Annotated in this window: 20 protein-coding genes; 7 read left to right on the top strand and 13 right to left on the bottom strand. The window is 72.1% G+C overall.

The genetic code is table 11. The features are described 5' to 3' along the window. Positions 1–147 precede the first annotated feature (147 nt). The 3 genes from ACF1G2_RS10060 to ACF1G2_RS10050 all read left to right on the top strand — a co-directional run bounded on the left by ACF1G2_RS10060 (position 148) and on the right by ACF1G2_RS10050 (position 5129). Entirely contained in the window at positions 148–2949 is a 2802-nt protein-coding gene (locus tag ACF1G2_RS10060) for an N-acetylmuramoyl-L-alanine amidase (protein WP_391797820.1), read from the top strand. Between the two features lie 101 nt (positions 2950–3050). After that, positions 3051–3107, top strand: a complete 57-nt coding sequence (locus tag ACF1G2_RS10055) for a trp operon leader peptide (RefSeq protein ID WP_078513512.1) — start codon at positions 3051–3053, stop codon at positions 3105–3107. 99 nt (positions 3108–3206) lie between these two features. Next, positions 3207–5129, top strand: a complete 1923-nt coding sequence (locus ACF1G2_RS10050) for an anthranilate synthase family protein (RefSeq protein WP_391797819.1) — start codon at positions 3207–3209, stop codon at positions 5127–5129. Here ACF1G2_RS10050 and ACF1G2_RS10045 read toward each other — a convergent pair. From ACF1G2_RS10045 to ACF1G2_RS10025, 5 genes are all read right to left on the bottom strand, one after another. After that, positions 5126–6127 (bottom strand): 2-hydroxyacid dehydrogenase, encoded by a 1002-nt coding sequence (locus ACF1G2_RS10045; RefSeq protein ID WP_391797818.1) that lies wholly within the window; start codon positions 6125–6127, stop codon positions 5126–5128. The genes ACF1G2_RS10050 and ACF1G2_RS10045 overlap by 4 nt on opposite strands. 157 nt (positions 6128–6284) lie before the next feature. After that, entirely contained in the window at positions 6285–7313 is a 1029-nt protein-coding gene (locus tag ACF1G2_RS10040) for a 6-phosphofructokinase (protein ID WP_391797817.1), read from the bottom strand. A 161-nt stretch (positions 7314–7474) separates the two neighbouring features. Further along, entirely contained in the window at positions 7475–8161 is a 687-nt protein-coding gene (locus tag ACF1G2_RS10035) for a response regulator (protein ID WP_391797816.1), read from the bottom strand. Then, positions 8158–9384 carry a MacS family sensor histidine kinase gene (gene macS, locus ACF1G2_RS10030; protein ID WP_391797815.1) on the bottom strand — a complete coding sequence of 409 codons (1227 nt, stop codon included), beginning with the start codon at positions 9382–9384 and terminating at the stop codon, positions 8158–8160. The genes ACF1G2_RS10035 and macS overlap by 4 nt, the downstream gene beginning before the upstream one ends. A 37-nt stretch (positions 9385–9421) precedes the next feature. Then, on the bottom strand, positions 9422–10153 hold the full coding sequence (locus ACF1G2_RS10025) for a lysophospholipid acyltransferase family protein (RefSeq protein ID WP_361433551.1): 732 nt from the start codon (positions 10151–10153) through the stop codon (positions 9422–9424). Positions 10154–10378: 225 nt separating this feature from the next. Here ACF1G2_RS10025 and ACF1G2_RS10020 point away from each other — a divergent pair, with 225 nt between their 5' ends. Together ACF1G2_RS10020 and ACF1G2_RS10015 are read left to right on the top strand one after the other, a co-directional pair. Beyond that, positions 10379–11161, top strand: coding sequence for an alpha/beta hydrolase (locus ACF1G2_RS10020; protein ID WP_391797814.1), 783 nt, complete (start codon positions 10379–10381; stop codon positions 11159–11161). Then, entirely contained in the window at positions 11154–11840 is a 687-nt protein-coding gene (locus tag ACF1G2_RS10015) for a hypothetical protein (RefSeq protein ID WP_391797813.1), read from the top strand. Before ACF1G2_RS10020 ends, ACF1G2_RS10015 begins: the two co-directional genes overlap by 8 nt. Before the next feature lie 124 nt (positions 11841–11964). On the opposite strand, the gene ACF1G2_RS10010 is transcribed toward ACF1G2_RS10015, so the two are convergent. The 6 genes from ACF1G2_RS10010 to ACF1G2_RS09985 all read right to left on the bottom strand — a co-directional run bounded on the left by ACF1G2_RS10010 (position 11965) and on the right by ACF1G2_RS09985 (position 16840). Then, positions 11965–12708 carry an endonuclease/exonuclease/phosphatase family protein gene (locus tag ACF1G2_RS10010; RefSeq protein WP_391797812.1) on the bottom strand — a complete coding sequence of 248 codons (744 nt, stop codon included), beginning with the start codon at positions 12706–12708 and terminating at the stop codon, positions 11965–11967. A gap of 73 nt (positions 12709–12781) precedes the next feature. Then, positions 12782–13723, bottom strand: coding sequence for an ROK family glucokinase (locus ACF1G2_RS10005; protein WP_391797811.1), 942 nt, complete (start codon positions 13721–13723; stop codon positions 12782–12784). A 66-nt stretch (positions 13724–13789) separates the two neighbouring features. Next, entirely contained in the window at positions 13790–14233 is a 444-nt protein-coding gene (locus tag ACF1G2_RS10000) for a DUF5304 domain-containing protein (protein WP_391797810.1), read from the bottom strand. A 91-nt stretch (positions 14234–14324) separates the two neighbouring features. Continuing rightward, positions 14325–15440, bottom strand: a complete 1116-nt coding sequence (locus ACF1G2_RS09995) for an ArsA-related P-loop ATPase (protein ID WP_391797809.1) — start codon at positions 15438–15440, stop codon at positions 14325–14327. Positions 15441–15537: 97 nt separating this feature from the next. Next, entirely contained in the window at positions 15538–15981 is a 444-nt protein-coding gene (locus ACF1G2_RS09990; RefSeq protein WP_352191848.1) for an SRPBCC family protein, read from the bottom strand. A gap of 91 nt (positions 15982–16072) precedes the next feature. Continuing rightward, a complete protein-coding gene (locus ACF1G2_RS09985; protein WP_391797808.1) occupies positions 16073–16840 on the bottom strand; it encodes a metallophosphoesterase in 768 nt (255 codons plus the stop codon). Positions 16841–17096: 256 nt separating this feature from the next. Here ACF1G2_RS09985 and ACF1G2_RS09980 point away from each other — a divergent pair, with 256 nt between their 5' ends. Then, a complete protein-coding gene (locus tag ACF1G2_RS09980) occupies positions 17097–18893 on the top strand; it encodes an AMP-dependent synthetase/ligase (protein WP_391797807.1) in 1797 nt (598 codons plus the stop codon). Between the two features lie 163 nt (positions 18894–19056). On the opposite strand, the gene ACF1G2_RS09975 is transcribed toward ACF1G2_RS09980, so the two are convergent. Beyond that, positions 19057–20199, bottom strand: coding sequence for a glycosyltransferase family 4 protein (locus tag ACF1G2_RS09975; protein WP_391797806.1), 1143 nt, complete (start codon positions 20197–20199; stop codon positions 19057–19059). A gap of 95 nt (positions 20200–20294) precedes the next feature. On the opposite strand from ACF1G2_RS09975, the gene ACF1G2_RS09970 reads away from it, so the two are divergent. Then, complete coding sequence (locus tag ACF1G2_RS09970) at positions 20295–21566, top strand: glycosyltransferase 87 family protein (RefSeq protein WP_391797805.1); 1272 nt, start codon at positions 20295–20297, stop codon at positions 21564–21566. A 69-nt stretch (positions 21567–21635) separates the two neighbouring features. Here the strand turns inward: ACF1G2_RS09970 and ACF1G2_RS09965 are convergent, their stop codons facing one another. Continuing rightward, positions 21636–22850 carry a hypothetical protein gene (locus ACF1G2_RS09965; protein ID WP_391797804.1) on the bottom strand — a complete coding sequence of 405 codons (1215 nt, stop codon included), beginning with the start codon at positions 22848–22850 and terminating at the stop codon, positions 21636–21638. Positions 22851–22878 lie beyond the last annotated feature (28 nt).

The following is a 22878-nucleotide window of genomic DNA, read 5'->3' as shown; positions in this document are numbered from 1 at the left end:
GCGGCTTGTCCAGGGACGCGCCCATTGAGTGAGACGCGTGCCCGAAATGTCCGTGGGCGATGATCGCGCCTCGAACGGGTGTTACCCTCACGCGCGTTCAAACACGTGTTTAAACATCTGAGGCCTAAATATTTCACAGGGGTGGGCGTGAGCCAGGGGCACCGCAGGGACCGCAAGAAGAGACGGCTGCTTTACGGTGCGGCGGCGGCCGTCGTCGCCACCGCCACGATCGGCACGATCGCCGTGGCGTCGCCGGGGATCCTCGGCGCGTCGGACGACAAGGCCGGCGCAGAAACGTCGCTGCAGACGCAGTTCGCGGAGGCGGCGGCGGAGTTCGACGTCCCGCAGAGCGTGCTGATGGCGGTGTCCTACCGGCAGACGCGGTGGGAGTCCCACGACGGGGAGCCGAGCACGACGGGTGCGTACAACGTCATGGGGTTGACGGACGTCGATCCTGAGGACGTGGAGCCCGACGCGGACGAGCACCGCGTCGAGCACATGAACCGCAGCGGCGATCCGCGCATCGAGAAGAAGTTCGACGCACAGAAGGCACTGCGCGCGCTGCCGAAGGAGACGGTCGACACCGACGACCCGCGGCTGCACACGCTGGACAAGGCCGCCGAGCTGGTCGACGGCACCGCCGAGGCAGTCCAGAACGACTCCTCCGAGTCCATCCGGGCCGGCGCGGCGCTCCTCGCGGAGTACCAGAAGCAGGCCGGCGCCGAGCTGTCCGACGAGGCGGGCGCCTGGTACCCGGCGGTGGCGCGCTACAGCCAGTCGCCCGACAAGAAGGGCGCCGACCTCTTCGCGAAGCGCGTCTTCGAGTCGATCAAGACGGGGGAGCAGGAGCTCACCACGAGTGGCGAGCTCGTCACGCTTCCCGCCGACCCGTCGGTCGAGCCGGTCAAGCCGTCGAACGTGCCGCTCGCCGCCGCCTTCGCCGGCACGACGGACGCCCCGGCCATCGAGTGCCCGGCGGGCCTCCCCTGCGACTTCAAGCCCGCTGCGTACTCGCAGAACGACGGCAACTACAACCTCGCCAGCCGCCCCGCCAACGGCTTCGACATCCGCCAGATCATCATTCATGACACCGAGGGCGGCTACGCGGGCTCTCTGGCGGTCTTCCAGAACCCGGCGTCGTACGCGAGCGCGCACTACCTGATCCGGGCCTCGGACGGCCAGGTCACGCAGATGGTGGCGACGAAGAACGAGGCGTGGCACGCGGGCAACAAGACCGCGAACATGCACTCGATCGGCATCGAGCACGAGGGCTACGCCATCAAGGCGGGCAGCTGGTACACCGAGCCGCAGTACGAGTCCTCCGCGGCCGTGGTCAAGTACCTGGCCAACAAGTACGGCATCCCGTTGGACCGTGAGCACATCATCGCCCACGACGAGATCCCGGGCGTCCTCGACGCCAAGGTGCGGGGGATGCACTGGGACCCGGGCCCGTTCTGGGACTGGAACCACTACATGTCGCTGATGGGCGCCCCCACCGGCGCGGGCGGCGCCGGCGGCCTGCTCAAGGCCGGCCAGCTCGTGCGTGTCGTGCCCCCCTTCACCACGGCGAACCAGCCCACGCTGACGTACGGCGGCAACGCCGTGGCGACGCAGCCGGCGAACTTCGGCTACCTGTACACCGAGCCTGTCGCCGACCCGGCCAAGGCGCTGACCGATCCGTACCTGGGCACGCAGACCTGGTCCGAGGGCCCCAACTGGGCCGACAAGGTCGTCGCGGGCGGCAAGTACGTGGTCGCCGAGGCCCGGACGGACTGGACCGCGATCTGGTACGGCGGCAAGAAGGCCTGGTTCCGCAACCCGGGCGGTCAGTTCACCGCGCCGGTCGGCAGCACCTCCCAGACCGCGGTGACGGCCAAGGCCGGAGCGACGTCGATCCCGATCTACGGGCGCGCGTACCCCGAGGACGCCGCCTACACGGGCACGGGTGTCCCGGTCCAGTCGGAGAACTCCGCTTCCCTGACGAAGTACAGCCTCCCGGCGGGACAGGCATACGCGAAGGCGGGCGTGTCGTCTCCCGGCGACTACTACTTCAGCGCGTACAACACCGACGGCACGCTGGTCTCGGGGAAGACGAACCTCTTCACGCCGATCCGTTACAACCACCGCATCGCCTGGGTCAGGACCAGCGACATCCAGGAGATCGGCACCACCGCGCCGGTCACCGCCACCAACCGCTACAACCTCCTCGCCCGTGACGCCTCCGGCGTGCTCTACCAGTACCAGGGCACCGGCAGCGCCACCGCGCCGTTCCTGACCCGGTACCGCGTCGGCAGCGGGTGGAACATGTTCAACGCCATCACCCCGATGACCGCGCTGCGCGCGGACGGGACCGGGGACATGGTCGGCCGGGACGCCTCCGGCGTGCTCTGGTACTACCAGGGCACCGGCAATCCCTCCTCCCCCTTCAAGGCCCGGCTCAGGACCGGTGGCGGCTGGCAGATCTACGACCGGATCGTCGGCGCCCGTGACCTGAGCGGGGACTCCATACCGGACCTGATCGCCCGCGAGAAGTCCGGCATGCTCTGGTTCTACAAGGGCACGGGCAACCCCGCCTCGCCGTTCGCCGCCCGTACCAAGGTCGGTGCGGGCTGGCAGACGTACAACCAGCTCGTCAGCACCGGTGACCTGAACGCCGACGGCAAGGCCGACCTCGTCGCCCGCGACGGCGCCGGAGTCCTCTGGTTCTACAAGGGCACCGGCAGCACCACCACCCCGTACGCCGCCCGCGTGAAGGTCGGCAGCGGCTGGCAGACGTACAACCAGCTCGTCGGCCCGAGCGACCTGAACGCCGACGGCAAGGTCGACCTCATCGGCCGCGACGGCGCCGGAGTCCTCTGGTACTACAAGGGCACCGGCAGCGCCACCGCCCCGTTCGCCGCCCGCACCAAGGTCGGCAGCGGCTGGGAGACCTACAACCTGATCTTCTGATCCCGGTTCCGGTCCGCCCGCACGGCTGAGGGGCCCGGTTCGCACCGTCCGCGGTGTGAACCGGGCCCCTTGCCGATGCCCGGCTGCGTTACAGTGCAGGCATGTTCGCGCAGACGACCCAGAACTGGTGGTGGACCGCTCATCCGGCGGCCCACTGACTGCGCGTACCTCCACGACACGCAAAGGCCGCCCCGAGGGGCGGCCTTCCGCGTTTCCCAGGGCCGTTCCTCTCCGATCCACCGGAAGGAACACGCGCCATGGACCTGGACCTGGACCTGTCCCGTCTCCTCGACGACTCCTGCCCGCCCTTCGCCCTGCTCCGCAGGCGCACCCCCGGCCGCGACCACGACACCGTCGAGGTGCTGATCGGCCCGGTCCGGGAGGCCGAGCTGCCCGTCGGGGCGCTGCCGACGCTCGCCCTCGTGCCGTTCCGGCAGATCCGCGAGCGCGGCTTCGACGTGCGTGACGACGGCACCCCGCTCTCCGTGCTCGTCGCCGAGGAGGCGTACGAGCTGCCGCTCGCCGACGCGCTCGCCCAGCTCCCGGCACACGCCGTCCGTGTCGAGGGCGGCGGGTTCGACGTGTCGGACGAGGCGTACGCCGAGACCGTGCGGCGGGTGATCGACGAGGAGATCGGCGCCGGTGAGGGCGCCAACTTCGTCATCCGCCGGACCTACACCGGGGAGATCCCGGGCTTCGGGCGGGCGGACGCGCTCGCGCTGTTCCGGCGGCTCCTGGCCGGTGAGCGGGGCGCGTACTGGACGTTCGTCGTGCACACCGGCGACCGGACCCTCGTCGGGGCGAGCCCGGAGGTGCACGTCCGGATGTCGGGCGGAACGGTCGTCATGAACCCGATCAGCGGGACGTACCGCTACCCGGCCGGGGCGGCGCCCACCCCGGAGGATCTGCTGACGTTCCTCGCCGACCGCAAGGAGACCGAGGAGCTCTCCATGGTGGTCGACGAGGAGCTGAAGATGATGTGCACGGTCGGCGACATGGGCGGGGTGGTGGTCGGGCCACGGCTCAAGGAGATGGCGCATCTCGCGCACACCGAGTACGAGTTGCGGGGCCGTTCGTCACTCGACGTGCGGGAGGTGCTGCGGGAGACGATGTTCGCGGCGACCGTCACGGGTTCGCCCGTGCAGAACGCCTGCCGGGTGATCGAGCGGCACGAGGCCGGGGGGCGCGGCTACTACGCGGGCGCTCTGGCCCTGCTCGGCACCGACGGGAGCGGGGCGCAGACCCTGGACTCCCCCATCCTGATCCGGACCGCCGACATCTCCGGGGACGGGCGGCTGCGGGTGCCGGTGGGCGCGACGCTGGTACGGCACTCGGACCCGGCGGGCGAGGTCGCCGAGACGCACGCCAAGGCGGCGGGCGTGCTCGCCGCGCTGGGGGTGCGGGAGGGGCGGCCGCGTGACGAGTCGCCGGTCGCTCCCCGGCTGGCGGACGATCCGCGGGTACGGGCGGCACTGGACGCCCGGAGGGCCGACCTCGCGCCGTTCTGGCTGCGGATGCAGGTGCGTTCGGCCGAGCTGGCCGGCCACGCGCTGGTGATCGACGCGGAGGACACCTTCACCGCGATGCTGGCGCATCTGCTGCGCTCGTCCGGCCTGGAGGTCTCCGTCGTCCGCTACGACGAACCGGGGCTGCGGGAGCTCGCGCTCGCCCACCGTGGTCCGGTGGTGCTCGGCCCCGGGCCGGGGGATCCGTCGGACGCCGCCGATCCGAAGATGCGCTTCCTGCGCGGGCTGACGGCCGATCTCGTCCGGGACCACCGGCACGGGCCCGCCCGTCACCCGGCCACCACCCCTGATCGAGGCCCTTCGGGCCGCCCCTGTCTCTTGGGCGTCTGCCTCGGTCATGAGCTGATCGCGGCCGAACTGGGCCTGGAGATCGTCCGCAAGCGCACCCCGTTCCAGGGGGCGCAGGTGCGGATCGATCTCTTCGGGCAGGAGCAGACGGTCGGCTTCTACAACAGCTTCACGGCCCGCTGCGACGACCGGACCGCCACCGAACTGGCCCTGCACCGCATCGAGGTGAGCCGGGACGGGGAGACGGACGAGGTCCACGCGCTCCGCGGCCCCGGCTTCGCGGGCGTCCAGTTCCACCCGGAGTCGGTGCTGACGATGGAGGGGGCGGCGGTGACGGCGTCCCTGCTCGCCGGGGTGCTGGTCTAGGAGGAGGCGGCCGGGACCAGGACGTTCTCGCTGCGCCGCCCGGCGGTGTAGTCGAGGACGTTCTGGACGGTCGTGTCGATGATCTGACCGACCGCGTCGACCGTGTAGTACGCCTGGTGCGAGGTGACCACCACGTTCGGGAAGGTCACCAGGCGGGCCAGGGTGTCGTCCTCGACGACCTCCAGCGACCTGTCGAGGAAGAAGAGCCCGGCCTCCGCCTCGTACACGTCGAGTCCCACGCCGGTGAACCGGCCGGCGCGGAGCTCGGCCACCAGCGCGTCGGTGTCGACGAGGCCGCCGCGGCTGGAGTTCACGAGGATGGCGTCGTCCTTCATCGTCCTGAGCGCGGCGGCGTCGAGCAGGTGCCGGGTGGCGGGGAGCAGCGGTACGTGCAGGCTGACGAGGTCGGACTCGGCGAGGAGCCGCTCCTTCTCCACGTACTTCATGCCGAGTTCGAGACAGGCGGGGTTCTCGGCTACGTCCCAGCCGAGCAGGCGCATGCCGAAGCCGTGGGCGATCCGGGTGAACGCCTCGCCGATCTTCCCGGTGCCGAGGACGCCGACCGTACGGCCGCGCAGGGCACGGCCCATCAGTCCGTCGAGCCGGAAGTCGAAGTCGCGGGTCCGGTTGGAGGCGCGGACGATCCGCCGGTTCACGGCCATGGCCAGGGTCCAGGCGAACTCGGCGACGGAGTACGGGGAGTAGTACGAGACGCGGGCGACGGTCAGGCCGAGGCGCTCGGCGACGTCGAGGTCGATGTTGTTGAAGCCGGTGGAGCGCTGGGCGATGAGCTTCGTGCCGCCGGCGGCGAGGGTGCGCAGGACACCCTCGCCGAGGTCGGCGTTGACGCTCGTGGAGACGATCTCGTGGCCCGTCGCGATGCGGGCGGTGACCTCGGTGAGGAACACGTCCAGGCAGCGGACGTCGTGGAGTCCGGCGAAGGCCTTCTCGATCAGCGGCTTCTCGTCGGCCTGCACACCGAATGCCAGGATGTCCACGGATCCCCTCCCGGGGTTTCGCCGGAATTGTCGGGTACCAGCGAATATACGACCCCGGGAGCGGTCCGCACCGCAGGCCGGGACGGCAGACCGGCCGGAACACCGGCGCTCGGCCCCGCCTGCCCCGCCGACCGCGCGACGCCGGCGCCGGTGCCGCTCAGCCGAAGAAGACGCCCACCTCCGTGTACAGCTCCGGATCGACCGTCTTCAGCCGCGCGGTGGCCTCGGCGATGGGAACGCGGACGATGTCGGTGCCACGCAGGGCGACCATCTGCCCCCAGGCCCCGTCGCGGACGGCGTCGATGGCGTGCAGACCGAACCGGGTGGCGAGCCAGCGGTCGAAGGCGCTGGGCGTGCCGCCGCGCTGCACATGGCCGAGGACGGTGGTCCTGGCCTCGTGGCCCGTCCGCTTCTCGATCTCCTTGGCGAGCCACTCGCCCACACCGGAGAGCCGGACGTGTCCGTACGAGTCGAGCGTGCCGTCCTTGAGGACCATGTCGCCGTCCCGGGGCATCGCCCCCTCGGCGACCACCACGATCGGGGCGTAGGTGGCCTTGAAGCGGGAGGTGACCCAGGCGCAGACCTGGTCGAGGTCGAAGCGCTGCTCGGGGATGAGGATGACGTTGGCGCCGCCCGCGAGACCGGAGTGCAGCGCGATCCAGCCGGCATGACGGCCCATCACCTCGACCACCAGGACCCGCATGTGGGACTCGGCGGTGGTGTGCAGCCGGTCGATCGCCTCGGTGGCGATGCCGACGGCCGTGTCGAAGCCGAAGGTGTAGTCGGTGGCGGACAGGTCGTTGTCGATCGTCTTGGGGACGCCCACGCAGCGGACGCCGTACTCGTCGACCAGCCGGGCGGCCGCACCGAGGGTGTCCTCGCCGCCGATCGCGATCAGCGCGTCGATCTCGAACTTGGCGAGGTTCTCCTTGATCCGGCGGATGCCGTTCTCGGCGGTGAGCGGATTGGTGCGGGAGGAGCCGAGGATCGTGCCGCCGCGCGGCAGGATGCCCCGGACGGTGGGGATGTCGAGCGGTACGGCGACGCCTTCCAGGGGGCCGCGCCAGCCGTCACGGAAGCCGGTGAACTCGTAGTCGTACTCCTGGACGCCCTTGCGGACGATGGCGCGGATGACCGCGTTGAGACCGGGGCAGTCGCCGCCTCCGGTCAGTACGCCGACGCGCATGGACCTCTCCTTCGCCGTGCGGACGGGATGCGCGACCCACGCTAGTAGTGACGTGGGTCACTTCGACACGGCACGGAGGGTGAATTGTCCTGCGCCGTACGGGCGTACGGCTCCGCGCCCGGGCGCCCGGGCGCGGCTGCGGAAGGGCCTCGGCGGCGGCCTCAGGCGTCGTCGAGACCGCGCTCGATCGCGTACCGGACGAGCTCCACCCGGTTGTGCAGCTGGAGCTTGCCGAGCGTGTTCTGGACGTGGTTCTGCACCGTCCGGTGCGAGATCACCAGACGTTCGGCGATCTGCTTGTAGCTCAGGCCCTTGGCCACGAGCCGCAGCACCTCGGTCTCACGCTCGGTCAGCTCGGGCGCCTTGCGCTCGTCCGCGCCGACGGCCGGAGCGGGCTCGGAGGCCAGCCTGCGGTACTCGCCGAGGACCAGGCCCGCGAGACCGGGGGTGAAGACGGGGTCGCCCGCCGCCGTGCGGCGTACCGCGTCGATCAGCTCGGCCGTGCTGGCCGACTTCAGCAGATAGCCGGTGGCGCCGGACTTGACCGCCTCCAGGACGTCGGCGTGCTCGCCGCTCGCGGAGAGGACCAGGACCCGCAGCGCGGGCATGGCGCCGACCAGCTCCTTGCAGACCTTGACCCCCGGCTTGGCGGGCAGGTTGAGGTCGAGGACGAGCACGTCCGGGACGACCGCCCCGGCGCGCCGCACGGCCTGCTCGCCGTCGCCCGCGGTGGCCACCACGTCGAACCCGGCCTCGGCCAGGTCGCGGGCGACCGCGTCCCGCCACATCGGATGGTCGTCGACGACCATCACCTTGATCCGCTGCTGCTCGATCTGCTGCTCGCTCATCTCGTTCCCGCCTTCCCCCGTGCGCCCGTCGGGCGTGTGCCCCTCGGGACCTTCAGTTCCACTTCCGTGCCCTGGCCCGGTACCGAGATCAGCTCGGCCGTGCCGCCCAGGTCGCGCAGTCTGCCGCGGATGGAGAGCGCGACGCCCATCCGTCCTTCGCCCTCCGCCTGCGCGAGCCGCCCCTCCGGGATGCCCGGCCCGTCGTCCCGTACCGTCACGATCACCTCGTCCGGCCAGTCCTCGACGAGGATCCACGCCCGCGCGTCCTCGCCCGCGTGCACCCGGACGTTGTCCAGGGCGGCTCCGACGGCGGCGGCCAGCTCACGGCCGGCGGCGCGCGGCAGCAGGACCGGGGCGCCCGGGTCCGAGAGCGTCACCTTCGCCCCGGCGCGCGGGACGAGCAGGGCGCGCAGATCGACCGGGGCGTCGTCGTCCGGCTCCTCGACGACGCGGACCACCGCACCTTGGGACTCGTCCTCCGAGACGAGCGACGGCCTGTTCAGCCCGCCGGCCACCAGGGTGCGCAGGGCGATCTCCTGCTCGCCCGCCATCCGGCCCAGCTCGGCGGCCTCGCCGCCCAGCGCCGTACCGCGTCGCTGCACCATCGCCAGGACCTGCAGGACGCTGTCGTGGATGTCCCGGGCGAGGCGCTCCCGCTCCCGGGTCGCGGCCTCGATCTCCAGGGCGCGGGCGAGGGTCCGTTCGGAGGCGCGGGCGACCTCGACGACGTAGCCGATGGCGATGGACGCCACCCACACCAGCAGGACGTTGTGGAGGGTGTCCCGGGTGGGGTGGGAACGTTCGATGATGTTGGCGACGGCGACCAGCGAGGAGGCGAAGCCGGCCCAGCGCCAGCCGCCCTTGATCGCGTACGCGAGGACGGCTCCGGCGGTCCATATCGTCGGCAGGGTGGGCCCGTCGACCGACTGGGCGTGCTGGTCCGCGAGCGGGGTGAGCAGGATGCCGGTCAGCGCGACGGTGAGGTCGGCGATGAGGAAGCGCTTGGTGCAGCTGGCCGCGTTCGCCACCTTGGGCAGGGTGGCGAGGGTCCAGACGCACATGACCGCGAGGAAGGCGACGGCTACCCAGGGCCGCTCGTAGCGGTCCCGGGCGAAGACGAAGATCAGAACGGCGTAGACCATCGTTCCGACGCGGTACGCGGTGAGCGCGCGCCACAGCGGCTGCTCGACCGACATCCGCACGACACGCTCGCGCTTGGCCATCTCCCCCACCCCCCGGGCGCCCCCCGCTACGCGAGGATCAGGCGCCGGACTCTTCCCGTGCCGCGATCTCGGCCTTGACGGCCTCCTTGGCGGCCTTCTCGGCCTCCGCGATCTGGCGCTTGGCGGCCGTCGCGTAGATGTCGACATACTCCTGGCCGGACAGCTTCATGATCTCGTACATGACCTCGTCGGTCACCGAGCGGAGGATGAAGCGGTCACCCTCCATGCCGTGGTAGCGGCTGAAGTCGAGCGGCTTGCCGATCCGGATCCCCGGGCGCATCAGCTTGGGGACGACCTTGCCGGGCGGCTGGATCTTCTCGGTGTCGATCATGGCGACCGGGATGACCGGCGCGCCGGTGGCCAGCGCAACGCGCGCGAGGCCGCCGGGCTTGCCCCGGTAGAGCCGGCCGTCGGGCGAGCGGGTGCCCTCGGGGTAGATGCCGAAGAGCCCGCCCTTCTCGATGACCTCTATGCCGGCCTTGATCGCCGCCTCGCCCGCGCCACGGGCGCCGGAGCGGTCCACGGGGAGCTGGCCGACACCCTTGAAGAAGGCGGCGGTGAGCTTGCCCTTCACTCCGGGCGAGGTGAAGTACTCGGCCTTGGCGATGAAGGTGACCTTGCGGTCGAGGACGGCCGGCAGGAAGAAGGAGTCCGAGAAGGAGAGATGGTTGCTCGCGAGGATCGCCGGCCCCTCGGCGGGAATGTTCTCGAGGCCCTCCACCCACGGCCTGAAGGCGAGCTTCAGTGACCCTCCGATGGAGAACTTCATTGCGCCGTAGATCAACTCGAGTACCTTCCGTGTGCCGTCGGACAGACCTTATCCCGCCTTTTCGCGCCCGCCCTCGCGGGTGCGGCCGTGAGCGTGGCACCTTCGTGGATACGGACCTGGTCGGTGTCGGTCCGGTCGCGTACCGTGAAGGCCTTCCCCTTTTGTCGTCGCTTCGTCGAAGCCTCGTCCTCCTCGAAGCCGAAACCCCCCGAACAGGAGACCCCGGTGCCGGTCCTTCCTGGAGCCGAGCCGTACCGCCACGAGGGCGGCAAGGTCGGCGTCCTTCTCTGTCACGGATTCACCGGTTCCCCGCAGTCGATGCGCCCCTGGGCCGAGTACCTGGCCGAGCGCGGACTGACGGTGTCGGTGCCACTGCTGCCCGGTCACGGCACGCGGTGGGAGGACATGCAGCTCACCACCTGGCACGACTGGTACGCGGAGGTGGACCGGGAGCTGCGCGAGCTGCTCGCCCGGTGCGAGCAGGTCTTCGTCTTCGGTCTCTCCATGGGCGGGGCGCTGGCGCTGCGCCTCGCGGCCAAGCACGGCGACGCGGTACGGGGCATGGTCCTGGTGAACCCGGGCAACAAGGTGCACGGCGTCGCGGCGCACGCGCTGCCGGTCGTCCGCCACTTCGTCCGCTCGACGAACGGCATCGCGAGCGACATCGCCAAGGAGGGCGTGACGGAGCTCGGCTACGACCGGGTGCCGCTGCACGCGGCGCACTCCCTGCGCCGGCTGTTCCAGACGGTGGATGCCGAGCTCCCCCAGGTCACGCAGCCGGTGGTGATCCTGCACAGCCCGCAGGACCACGTGGTGCCGCCCGCCGACACGGCACGGATCCTGAGCCGGATCTCCTCGACGGACGTGACGGAGATCCTGCTGGAACAGAGCTACCACGTGGCGACGTTGGACCATGACGCGGAGCGGATTTTCGAGGAGAGCCTGGCCTTCGTGGGCCGGCTCGCTCCGGACGTGGTCGGTGAGAAGGGGAGCACGAGCGGTGGCTGAGCAGCAGGACGGGGAGCGCGGCGACCCCCAGCCCATCGACGAGGAGGCGGCCTGGGCCGCGATCGTCGCGGGGTACGGCGAGGAGCCGGTGGACCCTCCGGGGGCGAGGCCGTTCCGGTCGGTGGAGGATCTGGCGCTCCCGGAGCCGGTGGACCCCCAGGACGGCGGTGACGCGGACGGCGCGGCGGACGCCGCCGAGGACGAGAACGACGAAGACGACGAGGACGAGGACGGGGACGGGGACGGGGACGGGGACCGCGAAGGACCCGCCAGACCCGCGCTGGGCAGCTCGGTCGTCTTCGCCCCCGGGGTGGGTGTGGGCGTGGCCGGCGGCGGCCCCCGGGACTACGAGCTCGCGGACCCGGACGCCGGGGCTGCCGCCGAGGGCGGCGGGAAGGCGGGGAAGAAGGGCGACGACGACGGCGAGGGCCACTTCGTCCCGCCGGAGCCGCCGCCGCTGCCGGAGGCGGACGCGACGACCAAGTTCGCGTGGCTGGGCGTCGTCGGCGGCCCGGTCCTCATGCTCCTCGCCGTGCTGCTCCGGTGGGACATGACGTGGTGGCTGACCACGGTGTGCGTGGGCGGCTTCCTGGGCGGCTTCGCGACGCTGGTCGCCCGGATGCGCCACGACGACGAGGACGACGACTTCGACGACCCGGGCCGCGGCGCGGTCGTGTGACGGCGTACACCCTCGCGTAGGGTGCGCCACCCTCGCGTACGACGGCCCCCGCCTCGGTCCGGCGGGGGCCGTCGCGTTTCCGGCCGCGGCCCGTCCCCGCCTGGCACTTGCCGCCCGACCGGGGTCAGGAGGCCGGGATCCGTACGGCGGCCAGGACCGGCAGGTGGTCCGTGGCCGCCCGGAGGTCCGCCGGATCGAGGTCCTGCGGTACGCCACAGCCCAGGAACTCCACCCCGGGCGTGGCGAGGATCGCGTCGATGCGCTGATGCGGGTCGTCGGGCGTCGACGTGTACTCGCCGCCCCAGGGGCTGACCGCCCAGCCGTCCTGCAACTCCTTCGCGAGCCGGGTGAAACTCCGGCCGCCGGGGCGCTCGTTGAGGTCTCCGGCCACGATCGTGTGCGGGGCGTCCATGGCGGCCACCCGGTCCAGGAGCATCCCGGACTGGGCGTACCGTTCCTCGCTCCGCAGACTCAGATGGCAGCTGATCAGGCCGACCCGGGCACCCGCGAACCGTACGACCGCGGTGGCGAAGCCGCGCCGGTGCAGGCCGGGAGTGAGGGGCAGCAGCACGTCCTCCGTGCGTTCCACGGTGGCCCGCAGCGAACACATCAGCAGCGGCCCGGCGGCGGTCGCGCCACCGCTGAGCAGGACGAGTTCGCTCTTCGCGGCGAGCCGGGCGGCGTGCTTGCGCCAGCGGAAGAACCGCGGTGCCTCCTGGACGAAGACGAGGTCGGGCGCGCAGGCCCGGATGACCCGGGCGAGGGCGTCCTCGTCGTCCCGCATCGAGCGGACGTTGTAGCTGAGGACCCGGAGGACGGCCGAACCGTCCGCCTCGGTACGGGAGTTGGGCAACGGGGTGATCGCCATGCCCAGCAACATACGACACCCGCCCGCCGGTCCCGGGAGGACGCGGCGGGCGGGTGTCGGTGTGCCGGGAAAGCTAGCCCTGGCGGGCCAGGTCGGCCGCGCCGACCAGGCCGGCCTTGCCGCCGAGCTGGGCGGCCAGGACCTGGGCGTGCGGCCGCCACTGGCCGCCGATCAGCCAGCGCCGGAAGGACTTCCGGATCGGGTCGAGGACCAGCTCGCCCTCGTCGGAGACGCCGCCGCCGACGATGAATGCGGACGGGTCGAAGAGCGAGGCGAGGTCGGCGAGGCCGGCGCCGGCCCAGCGGGCCAGCTCGCGGAAGGAGTCGACGGCCACCGGGTCGCCGGCGCGGGCGGCCTGGCTGATGTGCTTGCCCTCGATGCCCCCGACGGTGCCGTCGCCGAGGCCGAGGAGGACCTGGGCCCGCTCGGGGGTGGCGTTGGCGCGCTGCTTGGCGTACCGGACGAGCGCGCGCCCGGAGGCGTACTGCTCCCAGCAGCCCTGGCTTCCGCAGCCGCAGAGCAGACCGTCCGGGACGACCCGGATGTGGCCGAACTCAGCCGCCACGCCGAAGCGTCCGCGGCGCAGCTTGTTGCCGATGATGATGCCGCCGCCGAGGCCGGTGCCCAGCGTGATGCAGATGACGTCCTCGTGGCCCTTGCCCGCGCCGAACTTGTACTCGCCCCAGGCCGCCGCGTTCGCGTCGTTCTCGACGACGACCGGCAGACCGACCCGCTGCTCGACCTTGTCCTTCAGCGGCTCGTGCCGCCAGTCGATGTTCGGCGCGAAGAGGACGGTGGCGCGCTTGTCGTCGACGTAGCCCGCGGCACCGATGCCCACAGCCTCGATCTCGTGGCCCTTGCCGGCCTCGGAGACAGCGGCGCAGATGGCGTCGACGATGCCTTCGGGGGTCGGCGGGGTGGGCACCTTGTGCGTGTCGAGGATGTTGCCCTCCTCGTCGACCACGCCGGCCGCGATCTTCGTGCCGCCGATGTCGACGCCGATGGTGAGTCCCATGTGTCCCTCAGTTTTCGGTCGAGCCCCGCTAAGGCCAACCGTACCCGAGGGGGCCGACCGTCCTGATCAGTCCAGGTCGATGTGCTGCCCGGTTCCGGGCCCCTCGTCGTCCCTCTTCGTGTCCTCGGTCCGCTCGGCCGGGGTCTCCCTGCGCGGGTCGTCCGGCTCGTCGCGCGTCCAGCGCGTCTCGTGGTTCTCGACCGCCGAGCGGTACGCGGCGAGCAGCTCGTTGCCGGCCGCGGCGAGGTGGTCGAAGACCTGCGGGTTGCGCTCGATGATCGGCTCGACGGCGGCCTTCGCCTGGTTGACGAACTGCTGCACCGTGCCCTGGGCGGCCATGCCCATCAGCGGGTTGCGCAGCGTGGAGACCTTCTCGGCGACGGCGTCGAAGAGCTTGCGGAACTCCTCGGCGGCCGGGCCGGGCTCCTGGCCGGCCGCGGCGCGGCGGCGGGCCTTCTCGGCCTCCAGGTCCTCGGCGCACGCCTTGGCCCAGGCATCCGAATCGCTCATGGCGTACTCCTTACGGCTTATACCGTCGACGGTACACGGCGCCGGGGCCTCGGGGGGCTACGGAGCCGTGGCCGCTGCGGCCACTTCTGCGCTACGGCCGCTTCGGCCAGAGGCCGGTGTCCGGGGTGAACCTGATCCGGAGATCGCCGTCGACCAGCCCGGCACCGGCGACCGTGCAGCGGCGCAGGGCCGCCGGCAACGGGACGTTGCGGCGGAACGGCCCGACGGCGAGGAGCAGTTCGTCGCCCCGGCGGACGAGGGACAGCTCTTCCTTGACGGCGCCCGGCAGCGGGATGTGCCAGACCAGGATGCCGTCCTCGGCGCGGCGGTCCTCGACGGTCCACTCCGGGGCCGCGACGGGCTTGGCGTCCACCGCGAGCAGGGCGAGGTCCTCGGGGCCGCGGGGGTCCCGGCCGAGGTGCGGGAGCGCGTGGACGACTCCGTCGTGTCCGGTACGGAGCCGGGCCAGGTGCTCGTGCTGCTGGGCGGTCAGCGCGGCGAACCAGGGGTCGGCCGACTCGGCGGGGAGCAGCTTGTTGGCGACGACGGTGTCGAGGGTGAGGCCGTGGAGCGCGAGCCCGAGGCGGGCGGTGCGCAGGGTATCGGCGGCGGCGGGCCCCGGCTCGACGACGAGGCGGACGCCGGTGGTGGGGGCGTCGACGACGGCCTGGACGGCGGCGAGCTCGGCCTCCCAGCGGGCGGTCGTCTCGAAGAGCCACTGCGCGGGCATGGGGACGCCGGCGAGCTGGGCCAGCATGGGGCGCAGGGCGCGGGCGGCCTGCCGTTCGGGCGGCAGGAGCCGGCGGAGGTAGCGGCGCAGCTGCTCGGGCAGGGCGAGGAGGGCGAGGGCGTCCAGGAGCGGGGGCAGGTCGACGACGACGAGGTCCCGGTCCTGTGCGGCGGCGTCGCGCAGCGCGCGGAGGAGGGCGAAGGGGGCGCTGCCGGGGAGTTCGGTGAGCTCGGCGTCCTCGAAGGGGGTGGCGCCGAGGAGGTCGAAGGCGGCGGTCGAGCGCTCCTGCAGGGCGAGGAACTCGCGCCGGAAGTCGGCGGCGGGGCTCGGCCGGAGGATGTCGACGCCGAGGCCCTCGTCGGCCTCGGCGGAGACGAGCAGGACGCGTCGTCCGGCGTGGGCTTCGGCGAGGGCGGCGGCGGTGGCGACGGTGGTGCGGCCGGCGCCGCCGGCGCCGGTGACAAGCATGATCCCCATGCCCCAGACGTTACCGCCGCCCCGAGGCCCACCCGCCCGGGCCCTCAACAGGGCCGGTCCCCACCGCCCACAAACCGGCGCGGGCGTCCCGTGAGGGCTACGCGCCTGATTCGACTCGCTTCTTCAGGCCCGCCAGCGCACGGTCGATGATGACCTTCTCCGCCTTGCGCTTGATCATTCCCAGCATCGGGATCTTCACGTCCACCGTCAGCTGGTACGTGACCTCGGTCCGCGTCCCGCCGCCCGCCGGCGCCAGCCGGTAGGAGCCGTCGAGCGCGCGGAGCATCTGGGACTTGACCAGCGTCCAGGAGACCTCGTCGTCGCCGGTCCAGGTGTACGCCAGCGTGTGGTCGTCCTTGATCGCGCCCGCGTCGAGCAGCAGCCGGACCTTCTCCGCGCGGCCGGCCGCGTCCTTCTCCAGGACCTCGGCCTCCTTCACCTCGCCCGTCCACTCGGGGTAGCGCGCGAAGTCGGCGATGACGCTCATGACGTCGGCCGGCGCCGCCTCGATGGTGATGCTCGAGCTGGTGTGTTCGGCCATCGTGGTGGCTCCTCCACTGTGCGGTCCGGCGGAAGTCGTAAGGGGCACGAACGTGCCGACCGAAGGCTATCGCGCCGTCACCGAACGCCCGTCACCACTCCAGCGTCCACGGCCTGCCCGTCGCCGCGAAGTGGCCGACGTTCACGCATTCCGTGCGCCCGACCCGCATCCGCCGCGCCAGCGGCTGGTGGACGTGGCCGAAGAGCGCGTACCGCGGCCGCGTGCGCCGTATCGCGTCGAGCAGCGCCCGGCTGCCGCGCTCGAAGCGCCTCGGCACGGTGTCGTACGTCAGCTCCGGCACGTCCGGCGGGATGTGGCTGCAGAGCACGTCGACCTCGCCGAGGGCCTCCACCTTCGCCGCGTACTCCTCGTCGGAGATCTCGTACGGCGTCCGCATCGCCGTCCGCAGCCCGCCGCCGACGAAGCCGAACACCAGTCCGTCGAGCTCGACCCGCTCACCGTCCAGGACCGTCGTCCCGGGGCGGGCGTACTCGGACCACAGGCCGGGGATGTCGACGTTTCCGTACGTCGCGTACGTGGGGTTCGGGAAGGCCGCGAAGAGCTCCTCGTACTGGCGGCGGACCGCGGACTCGATCGCGGTGTCGCGGTCCACGGCGAGCTCGGACCAGAGGCGTCGTCCCAGGTCACGCGCCTCGTCGAAGCGTCGCGCGGTGCGCAGTTCGACGATTCGGTCGGCGTTCTCGACACCGAAGAGGTCCGGGAAGATGCCCCGGCTGTGGTCGGCGTAGTCGAGGAAGAGCACCAGGTCACCCAGACAGACCAGGGCGTCCGCGCCCTGCCCCGCCTTGGCGAGGGCCCCGCTGTTCCCGTGTACGTCGCTGACCACGTTGATCCTCATGCGGTTCAGCGTAGGGCGTCGGACCTGCGGTTACTTCCGAGTCGTCAAAGCTGTGGACTACTGTGCGCGAAGCATCGCCACAGCTGTGTGACGCATGGAACATCTGGCCAGGACCCCCTATCGGGAACCCAGTACTGATGGGTAACGTCCGGGCAGTCCAGTTGTGCTCACCCCACTGAGCACCTGCCCGATCTTGGACCGCACCGGTGCATTCACACAGAGCCGTGGCGCCGGCGCCCGATGAGGAGCAGCAGTCTTGCGCGAGTTCAGCCTTCCGGCCCTGTACGAGGTCCCCTCGGACGGCAACCTGACGGATCTCATCCGCCGCAACGCCACTCAGCACCCAGACACCGCCGTGATGGGACGCAAGGTGGCCGGCGTTTGGACGGACGTCACCGCCAAGCAGTTCCTCGCCGAGGTCCGCGAGGCGGCGAAGGGCCTGATCGCCGCCGGCGTCGAGCCGGGCGACCGCGTGGCCCTGCTGTCCCGGACGCGGTACGAGTGGGTGCTCCTCGACTTCGCGATCTGGAGCGCGGGCGCGGTGACGGTGCCGGTCTACGAGACCAGCTCGCCGGAGCAGATCCAGTGGATCCTCGGCGACTCGGGCGCCACGCTCGCCCTCGTCGAGACGGCGGCCCACCAGGAGGCGGTGGTCTCGGTCCAGGCGAACCTGCCCGCCCTCAAGGGGATCTGGCAGATCGACGACGACGCGGTGGCGCACCTCGCGGGGACCGGCGCGGACATCTCGGACGAGCTCCTCGACCAGCGGATGTCGACCGCGCACGCCGACGACCCGGCGACGATCGTCTACACCTCGGGCACCACCGGCCGTCCCAAGGGCTGTGTGCTGACGCACCGCGCGTTCTTCGCCGAGTGCGGCAACGTGGTGGAGCGCCTGAAGCCGCTCTTCCGTACCGGCGAATGCTCGGTCCTGCTGTTCCTGCCGGCCGCGCACGTCTTCGGGCGGCTCGTCGAGATCGCGTCGGTGATGGCGCCGATCAAGCTGGGCTGCGTACCGGACATCAAGAACCTCACCGACGAGCTGGCCTCCTTCCGGCCGACACTGATCCTCGGTGTGCCGCGTGTCTTCGAGAAGGTGTACAACTCGGCCCGGGCGAAGGCCCAGGCCGACGGCAAGGGCAAGATCTTCGACAAGGCGGCGCACACGGCGATCGCGTACAGCCGGGCGATCGGCACGCCGCAGGGCCCGTCCCTCGGCCTGCGGCTCAAGCACAAGGTCTTCGACAAGCTGGTCTTCTCCAAGCTGCGGGCGGTGCTCGGCGGGCGCGGCGAGTACGCGATCTCGGGCGGAGCGCCGCTCGGTGAGCGGCTCGGCCACTTCTTCCGCGGGATCGGCTTCACGGTCCTGGAGGGCTACGGCCTGACGGAGTCCTGCGCGGCGACCGCGTTCAACCCGTGGGACCGGCAGAAGATCGGTACGGTCGGGCAGCCGCTGCCGGGCTCGGTGGTGCGGATCGCCGACGACGGCGAGGTGCTGCTGCACGGCGAGCACATCTTCTCGGGCTACTGGCAGAACGAGACGGCGACGGCCGAGGCGCTGGCGGACGGCTGGTTCCACACGGGCGACATCGGCACGCTGGACGAGGACGGCTACCTCGCGATCACCGGCCGGAAGAAGGAGATCCTGGTGACGGCGGGCGGCAAGAACGTCGCCCCGGCGGTCATCGAGGACCGGATCCGCGCGCACGCGCTGGTCGCGGAGTGCATGGTGGTCGGCGACGGGCGCCCGTTCGTGGGCGCGCTCGTCACCCTGGACGAGGAGTTCCTGGGCCGCTGGGCGGCCGAGCACGGCAAGCCCGCGGGCGCGACGGCCGCGTCGCTGCGCGACGACGCCGACCTGCTCGCCGAGGTCCAGCGGGCGGTGGACGACGGCAACGCCGCGGTGTCCAAGGCCGAGTCGGTCCGGAAGTTCCGCGTCCTGCCGTCCCAGTTCACCGAGGAGGCGGGCCACATCACGCCGTCGCTGAAGCTGAAGCGGAACGTGGTGGCGAAGGACTTCGCGGACGAGATCGAGGGGATCTACCGCGCCTGATCGCGCGGGTGCCCGAAATCCGAGGGGCCCCGTGGGACGCCGGACGGCGTCCCACGGGGCCCGTTCGTTCTCCCCCCGGCCCCACGTGCCGCAGCCCCGCCTCACGAGACGGCGAGGCAGGCCCGGGGCGGGCACGGGCAGGCCGGGGCGCGCCCGGGGCGGGCTAGAGCAGTTCCCTCAGGCGCTCGGCCAGGAGGTCCCAGCGCCAGCGCTCCTCCACCCAGTCACGGCCGCGGGCGCCCATGCGGGCGCGCAGCTCCGGGTCGAGCAGGAGGGTCGCGATGCGGTCCGCCGACTCCTCCGGGTCCTCGCCCCTGACCACCCAGCCCGTCTCGCCGTCCAGGACCGCGTCCGGCGCGCCGCCCGAGTCGCCCGCGACGACCGGCAGGCCCGTGGCCGAGGCCTCCAGGTAGACGATGCCGAGGCCCTCGACGTCCAGGCCGCCGCGGCGGGTGCGGCAGGGCATCGCGAAGACGTCTCCGGCGCCGTAGTGGGCCGGCAGCTCCTCCCAGGGCACCGCGCCGGTGAACCGTACGGAATCGGCCACCCCGGTCGTCGCCGCGAGGCGCCGCAGGTCCTTCTCGTACGGGCCGCCGCCGACGATCAGCAGCACCGCGTCCGGCACCCGGCGCAGGATCTCGGGCAGGGCGCGGATCAGCGTGTCCTGGCCCTTGCGCGGGACGAGCCGGGAGACGCACACGACCACGGGCCGGCCGCTGAGCCCGAGCCGCTCCCGTACCGCGTCCCCGCCCGAGCCCGGGTGGAAGGTCTTCTCGTCGACGCCGGGCGGAAGCTGCACCATCCGCCCGGCCGCGGCCGGGGTCAGCGCGGCGGCGATCCGCGAGCGGGTGTACTCCCCGAGGTACGTGATCGTGTCCGTGCCCTCGCCGATCCGCCGGAGCAGCTGCCGGGAGCCGGGCAGCTGCGCCCAGCCCGCCTCGTGCCCGTGGGTCGTCGCCACGAGCCGTCGCGCGCCCGCCCTGCGCAGCGCGGGGGCCATCAGGCCGAGCGGGGCCGCGGCCCCGAACCAGACCGACTCGCAGCCGTGCTCACGGAGCAGCGCCGTCGCGCGCGCGGTGACCCGAGGTGTGGGCAACAGCATGGTGGTGCTGTCCCGCACGACCGTGAAAGGCTGCTCGGCGTCGAACGCGGCGGTCGCCTCGATCCCCTCGCGGCTGCGCTTCCACGTGGAGGCGTAGACCACGATCTTCTCTGGATCCAGACGCAGCGCCATGTTGTGCAGGAACGCCTGGATTCCACCGGGTCGGGGCGGGAAGTCGTTGGTTACGATCAGGGTCTTGTGCATCGTCGCCGAATGTACGTGACGGCACCCCCCGCCCGGCAACACCACCCGTCCGCGGACGCGGACCGAACAGACCGACAGGATGGGACGAGGTAGGCATGACGGGCGTACTGGGTACGGCTGCCGAGCGCGCGAGAAGAAACCCCATAGTGCTCTGGGGGATCACCCGGGTCGTTCTGCTCCTCTGTGTCTTCAAGGTCGTCACGGTCCCGGGGCCGGACATCACCAGTGACATCGAGCAGATCTACCAGGGCTGGTTCGACGTCCTGAAGACCGGCACGTACCCGCTGGACGACGTGACCTGGCAGTACCCGCCGCTCGCCGCCCTCGCGATCCTCTCCCCCGCGGTGCTGCCGTTCCTCGGCTACTCCGCGGCCTTCTTCGTCCTCGCCTTCCTCTGCGACGCGCTCGTCTTCGCGCTGCTGATGTACACGGGCCGGCGGCGCGGCCGGAGCCGGCACGGCGCCTGGATCTGGATCGCGGGCGTGCCGCTGCTCGGCCCCACCGCGTACGCCCGCTACGACCTGATGGTCACCGCGGTGGCGGTGGCCGCGCTGCTCGCCGGCGTCCACCGGCCGCGCGTCCTCGGCGCCCTGGCGGGCTTCGGGGCGATGCTGAAGGTCTGGCCGGCGCTGGTGCTCGCGGGTACGCCCCGCGGCCGTGCGACGTTCCGTTCGTGGTCGACGGCGGCCGGTGCGGCGGCCGGGCTCCTGCTCCTGTGCGTGCTCGCGGCGCCCGGGGCGCTGGCCTTCCTGACGTACCAGCGTGATCGGGGGCTCGAACTGGAGTCCCTGGGCGCGATGGTCTTCCACGTGGCCCGGCATCTCGGCTGGGACGGCGTGGCACAGATGAACTACGGCTCGATCGAGTTCCTCGGCCCGTACGTCTCCTCCGTCGCCACGGTCGCGATGGGTCTGACCGTCGCCGCCTTCTGCTGGCTGCTCGTGTGGCGGATACGCGCCCGGCAGTTCGCGTCGACGACCCCCGCGGACGCGGCGTTCGTGGCGGTGCTGCTGTTCACCACCACGAGCCGGGTGATCAGCCCGCAGTACATGCTGTGGCTGGTGGGTCTGGCCGCGGTGTGCCTGGCGTACCGGGCGAGCCGGATGCAGCGTCCTGCGCATCTGGTGGTGTGGGCGACGGCGGTGACGCAGTTCGAGTTCCCGGTGTGGTTCTCGCATGTCACGGACAGCGATCCGCTGGGCATCGCACTGCTGCTCATAAGGAACGGGCTGCTGGTCGCCGCGTCGGTCTCGGCCTGTCGCGTCCTCTGGCAGCAGACGGTCACCGAACCGCGGCTCACCCCGGTGAAGATCCCGGCTCAGGCGGAGCCGGAACCGGAGCGCGCGCGGAGCCTGCCGGTCGGCTGAGTGACGGGCACGAGAGCGCGCCGGCGGCCGCGCGAGCTGGACGCCCGCACCTGAGCGCCCCGGCCGGTCCTACGCCAGGCGGTCCCGCACATAGTCCCGCCAGGCCGTCGTGAACTCCCCGGGGGTCGTGCCGAGGACCTCGGCGAGGGCCTTCTCCGTCGCGCCCTCGCGCTGCGGGTGGGCGCCCACCGCGCGGTAGAAGGCGGTGAGCTTCGCCTCGCCCCAGCGCTCCGCGATCAGCGCGCAGGCCAGCCAGCCGCCCTCGTAGGCGCGGGCCAGGGCGTCGGCGTCGCTGCCGAAGGCGAAGGCCTTGTCGTCCGGCAGGGCCGGGGGGACGTCGCCGGCGCCGACCGCGCGGCGCAGCTCCGGGGCCGCCTGGGCGGCCGTGCGGCCCGTGCCCCGGTACGCGACCCAGTCGGCGAAGCCCTCGGAGAGCCAGACCGGAGTGGACGCGGAGGTGGTGGCGCGGGTGGCCACGTGGGTCGTCTCGTGCGTGAGGACGACCTGCTGCCCGAAGCCCCCGAGGACCCCGTACGCCTCGGGGTTGACGATCACCCGGTCCGCGGGCGCGTCCGGCCCGCCGCCGACCTCCCCGGTCGTGACCGCCGCTATCCCCCGGTACGAGGCCGCGGGCGCCCCGAGCAGCCCGCCCATGGCGTCCAGCGAGGCGGGGACGAGGACCACCACCCGGCCCGCCCACGTGCCGGCCCAGGCCGACGAGACCGCGGGCACCGCCCGGTCGGCCGCCGCCGCGACGGCCTTCAGGCGCTCCTCCGGCTGCCCGACGCCGAGGACGAGGCTGCGCGCTCCTCGTACCGCGTCCACCTCGCCCTGCTGCCACAGCTGCTGGGTGGCGCCCTCGGCGGGCCGTTCACCGGTCACGTACCACCGGCCGTCGCGTTCCGTCAGGTCCAGGACGCGCTCGCTGGTGACCGGCCCGGAGTCGTAGCCGGCGATCCGGTGGCTGAGCTCGGCGCGGACCGTCGCCCGGTCCTCCCCCGCCCGGTCGACATCCGTCACGCGGTAGCCCCACGAGGCGAGCGGCACCTCCGTGAGCCGGTCGTACTCCCTGAGCGCGGTGGGCGCGAACGCCGGGTCGAGCCCCGCCGCGTACGCCGTCTCGTCGCGGGCGAGCAGCGCCCGCGCGTGCCGGTCGAGGAGGGTGCGGATCTCCTCGGGCGCCGGATCGGAGACCTCCGGCGCCGCGCAGCCGGTGAGGGCGAGCAGGACGGCCGCCAGACAGGCCGCCGCCCGTCGCACCGCTCCACACCCCTGACCTGCCACGCACCGATCGTACGGGCAAGCGACCGGA

The sequence above is a fragment of the Streptomyces sp. NPDC013457 genome, from assembly GCF_043089925.1.
Taxonomy (GTDB): Bacteria; Actinomycetota; Actinomycetes; order Streptomycetales; family Streptomycetaceae; genus Streptomyces.
The sequence above is the reverse complement of the archived record's forward strand: the minus strand, read 5'-3'. Positions and strand labels throughout refer to the sequence as shown.